5 protein-coding genes are annotated in these 5,084 nt (G+C 60.9%); all 5 read right to left on the reverse strand.

The annotated features are described in order from the left end of the window. Nucleotide 1: 1 nt before the first annotated feature. Complete coding sequence (locus ABSB13_RS16500; protein ID WP_428110404.1) at nt 2-214, reverse strand: hypothetical protein; 213 nt, start codon at nt 212-214, stop codon at nt 2-4. 100 nt (nt 215-314) lie between these two features. Then, nucleotides 315-1,310, reverse strand: a complete 996-nt coding sequence (locus ABSB13_RS16505; protein ID WP_428110406.1) for a lactate/malate family dehydrogenase — start codon at nt 1,308-1,310, stop codon at nt 315-317. 112 nt (nt 1,311-1,422) lie between these two features. Then, nucleotides 1,423-1,995, reverse strand: coding sequence for a cupin domain-containing protein (locus ABSB13_RS16510; RefSeq protein WP_428110407.1), 573 nt, complete (start codon nt 1,993-1,995; stop codon nt 1,423-1,425). Between the two features lie 72 nt (nt 1,996-2,067). Next, nucleotides 2,068-3,060: an aldo/keto reductase gene (locus tag ABSB13_RS16515; RefSeq protein WP_428110411.1), complete on the reverse strand. Its 993-nt coding sequence runs from the start codon at nt 3,058-3,060 to the stop codon at nt 2,068-2,070. A gap of 59 nt (nt 3,061-3,119) precedes the next feature. After that, a partial coding sequence (locus tag ABSB13_RS16520) for a xanthine dehydrogenase family protein molybdopterin-binding subunit (protein WP_428110409.1) occupies nt 3,120-5,084 on the reverse strand: 1,965 nt, incomplete at its 5' end.

Below are 5,084 nucleotides of genomic sequence, written 5' to 3' on the forward strand. Positions count from 1 at the left end.
CTCATGACGGGCAAGCGAAGCAATAAGAAGAGTTGTAAAGAGTTAAAGTAACGGCCTTGCCTATACCGGAAGCCGCCTCAAGCTCCTCGTCGGAGACTTCCCAGAGCAGGGTCTCTTCGTCAGTTTGGTCGAGGATGATTTTAGGGTTGTTCATTGCGCTGATCGTTTCGTTCATCGACGCTCCTGGCGGACTGCCACGCTTGTATTTGATCATTGTGCTCAACCCGGTTGGCCGACAGGGTCCACGATCGTAATGACAGGTATGTTTTTCTACCAAACCTTCCTAGAGACATGATTGTGCGTCCGCGGGGTGACTAAGGTTGCAGGCTGCCAGCCGGAACTTCTTGCGGTACGTCGGAATGATGGTTGAGGCGACCATTCTTGACCGCCTCCAACGCATTTTTCAGGCTCTGCGCGCTCCTCTGTAGCCTGCTTCGTTCGTCGGGCGTCAGGTCGGGTTGCAGAACCGCGACAACGCCGACGCGGCCGACGACGCTCGGCAGCGAGAGCGTGACGTCTAATGAGCGCTGGTAACTGCCCACCGGGATCGCCGCGCATTCGTCGCGCAAAACCATTTCTGCGATCCGCGCCGAGACAATACCGATGCCATACTGGCTCGCGTCGTGTCCCTCGATGATGGTGATGTTGGCGTAGCGAACGTCATTTTCGAGTTGTGTGCGCACGTCTTCGAGCTTCTCACCACGCTCCTTAAGGAGCGCCGTCACCGGCACCCCGGCAATGCGCGCAGACGACCACAGGAAAACCTGCGAAGTACCGTGGTCGCCGATCACTTGTGCCTCCACATACCGGGGATCCACGCGAAAATGCTTTCCGAGATGGACGCGAAAGCGCAAGCTGTCGAGGAATGTGCCTGTGCTCATTACCCGATCGTGACCCGCCGCATTGCGCGCAATATCGGCGAGCGGGTCGGGTGGGTCGGTGACCGCCACCAGCACGGCGTTCGGTGCTGCGCGCACAATTTGCGGGACAATGTCGCGATAGATTGACGCGTTCTTTTCGAGCAGTCTGAGCCGCCCCTGTGGATCGTTGCGGTCGGTGGCACCACCCGTTTTCTCGTTGACGCCCGACGTGATAAGCACCACGCCGGCGCCCGCAAGCGCTTCATAATTACCGTGGCTTATATCGACCTTCGGGGAAAGCGGCGCGCCATAACGGAGGTCGGTCGCCACGGCTTCTGCGGTCTTGCTGGTGCGATTGACGAGCACGATTTCACGCGCGCTGCCCCGCGTTACCGCCGCGAGTGCAATGGCGTTCCCGACATTTCCAGTGCCGATGATGCCGAGCTTCATGGGGTTTCTCCCTATTCTGGCTAATTGCGGAATGCTCAGACGGGCGTGGCCGGAAGACGTCCAAGTTGTTCAGTCGCCGTGTTAGGGTCCTTTCGTTCGCGACAGGACTGGATCAGACCTGGCGCCAAGCCGGCTTACTCGAATCAACCAGTTCAAACTGGACCGGCGCAATTCCGAACAGTGCAATCACGGCCGGCTCGTTTGCATCCTGCTTCACGCCGTCATAATGCGGGGTGTGGGCAACGCGCCGGACGAAGCCTCCGGCGGGAACTGCCACGGTATTTTTCGGATCGAAATCCGCCCCGCTGTTCACCCACCACGTGCCGGACAAAACAAGCGAGAGCCGATCGGTCGCGTAGGTGTGTGGGGCGCTCATGTAACCTGGGTACCACTTCATCAACACGAGATAAGGCCCAGACCTGTCCAAGCCACCGTAGAGCGTCGCCATCTCGCCGCTGTGCGGCGGGAACCCGCTTATCCAGTCGCTCCATCTTATGGCGTCGGGAGGCGTGATTGCCGTCTCGGCCGGGTTGATCTGTCCGGCTCGTGCGGACGTGTCAAGCATCGCTAGTGACACAGCAGCGAGGAACGGCGCGATCAGTAGTCCGCGACGCGTGGAACAAATGGAATGATCCGCCGCGAGGACAGAAGTAAGGCCGCGTTCCAAGGCATTGTTGCAGAACATTTCCTTCTCCTGTTGTGGACAAGTCCCGCACCCCAACTTTTGTGGCAGCGATCGAGCTCCTTGCCGGCTTTGTCACACTGCGCCACGCGCCGGCGGCGCCATGAATTCCGGGCCGACCGGATCGGTGATTGTTACCTGCAGGATCCGATCGATCTCGGCCTTCGCGGCGGTGTCGAGCCGCCAGCCCGTCACCTCGTCGACCGGCTGCAGTTGATCAGGATGACGCGCGCCCCACAGCGCCGTGGTGACGCCTTGATCGAGCATCCAGCGCACCGCCAGCTCAATAACGCGTTTTCCGAAACGCTCCTTGGCGAGCCGATCCAGCTTTTGCACGGCGTTAAGGTATTGCGTGAACCGGGGCTCCCGAAACTTCGGATCAGTGCGTCGCAGATCGTCGCCGCCAAAAACGGTATTCGGCCGCATTCGCCCGGACAGCAGGCCACGACACAGCGCGCCATAGCCGAACGTCGCGATTTTATTCTCGCGGCAATAGGGCAATAGGTCGGCCTCGATCCCACGTTCGAACAGATTGTAGGGCGACTGCAGCACATGCAGCGGCGCCACGCTGCGAAACCGCTGCATTTGCTCGACCGAAAAATTGCTGACCCCGATGGCGCGGATCTTCCCTTCTCGATACAGCCGATGCATCGCATCGGCGGTTTCCTCGATCTCCACCAGCGGGTCGGGCCAATGGACTTGGTAGATGTCGATGACGTCCGTTTGCAGCCGGCGCAACGAGTCCTCGACCTCCTGGAGGATCCGGCTCTTGCTGGCGTTGCGGTAGGGTTTGCCGTCCTTCCAGGCCAAGCCGACTTTGGTCGCGATGATGGCCTGATTGCGGCGGCCGTCTTGGGCGAGCGCTTTGCCAACGATTTCCTCCGAACGGCCGAATCCATAGACTGGCGCCGTATCGATAACGTTGATGCCGTGATCGAGCGCCGCCCGGATGGTGGAAATCGATTCCGTTTCGTCGGTGCCGCCCCACATCCAACCGCCAATAGCCCAGGTACCGAGAGCAACGCGTGACACTCTCAACGGCGTACCAGCAATGGCGGAAAACTCCATATCGACTTCGAGAGTCTCGGTTTTACGAGCCATGATACTGTTCCTCTTGGGCCTGGCGGTTAGGTGGTCTTGAGTTGCGCGGTGTCGACAGGTAGCGCGCGAATGCGCTTCCCTGTTGCCGCAAAGATTGCGTTGCAGAGCGCCGGCGCGATTGGCGGCACACCCGGCTCGCCCACCCCGCCGGGCGGAGCATCGCTCTCCACGATATGGATACGGGTATCCGGCGTAATATCGGTGCGTGCGACCAGGTAGTCGCTGAAATTGCTTTGCTCGATCCTTCCCTGTTTGATGCTGATGTTGCTGAGCAGCGCGTTGCTGATCCCCATGATCACAGCGCCCTCGAACTGCGCGCGCACCCGATCCGGATTGACGACGAGACCGCAATCGAGCGCCACATCGACCCTGGGAATCGTGACCGTTCCGTCATTGCCGACAGCGACATGCACGATCGCCGCCACGTAACTAAGGAAACTGCGGTGAATTGCAATGCCGCGTCCCTGCCGCGGCGGCAGTTTTTGGCCCCATTCGCTGTTGCGCACGACGAGGTCGAGAACGCCGCGCAGCCGGCCGGTGTCGACCGGATAGAGATCAAGCGAAGCGCCGTAATTTGGATAGTCGACATTCATCGCGGCAAAATCGAGCTTGCGCGGATCGCCAAGCAATTGCCGCAGATATTCGACCGGGTCCTTTCCGGCCGCGTGAGCAAGCTCGTCCGCGAACGAGCACACCGCGAAGGCGTGGGGGATGTTGTAGACCGATCGATACCAACCGATCCGGACATGGTTGGCGGCCGGCCCGTTCTCGCAACGCACGTTCGCAATCGCGTAGGGCATGTCGGAGACGCCCTGCTGGAGCTCGCCGGCGCTGCCATAGGTCACGTCGGGCTGGAAGGTTGCCTCGATCGCGGGAAACACCGTACGATGAAGCCACGCGGTCGCCCGCCCGTCCGCTGCGACTCCAGCTTCGAGGTGTTGCGCGCAGATCGCGTGATAGTAATCATGCTGGATCTCGTCCTCGCGGGTCCATGTCACCTTGACGGGCGCGCCGATCTGGCGTGACAGCAGCGCGGCTTCGGCAACATAATCTGGCTTCGACTTGCGACCGAACGCGCCGCCTAGCAAGGTCACGTTGACGGTCACGTTTTCATACGGCAGGCCGAGAACCTCCGACACGAGCGTCCGTGCGGCCTGCGGAAACTGCGTCGGCGCCCAGGTGTCGCAATGGTCCCCGACGACGCTCGCGACCGCCGTCGGCACCTCCATTGGTGCGTGTGCGTAATAGGGTACGAAATAATCAGCCGAGATGTGATGTGCGGCGTTGGCGATCGCGTCGTCGACATTGCCCTGGCTGCGCACGACATGACCGGGCCGCTTCGCCGTCGCTTCCAGTTGCGCACGATAGGCGAGCGAGTCGTGGCTCGCATTGGGGCCAAAATCCCAAGTGATCTTGAGTTTCTGGCGACCCTGCTGCGCTGCCCAGGTGTTGGATGCAATAACTGCAACGCCGCCCAGTGGATAGAAGCCTGACGGAATCGGCGTTGTCGGAATTTCCACCACCTGCACGACACCAGGGACTTTCAGCGCGTCCGTGGCGTCGAAGGTGGAGACTTTGCCGCCATAGACCGGGCAGCGCTCGATCGACGCGTACTTCATTCCCGGCAACACGATGTCGATGCCGAAGGTCGCCTTGCCGCGGACGATGTCATCGAGATCGACGATTGGAATGGGCTTGCCGACGTAACGGCGCTCGCTCGCCGGCTTGAATCGCAGCTCCATATGATCGTCGGGCGGCACCTGCAGCGTGGCGGCGACCTTGGCAACATCGCCGAAGGAAAGCTGCCGCCCGGACGGAACATGCACAACCATATGGTTGCGTGCCCGGCAATCCTTGGCGTCGACCCCCCACATATGCGCCGCGGCGGCTTCGAGCATCAGCCGCGCCGAGGCGCCGGCCACGCGCATCGGCTGATAGAATTGCCGCACGCTGCGCGACCCATCGGTGTTCTGATCACCGTATTTCGGATC

Source organism: Binatus sp. (SeqCode), assembly GCF_050013435.1.
Classification (GTDB): domain Bacteria; phylum Desulfobacterota; class Binatia; order Binatales; family Binataceae; genus Binatus.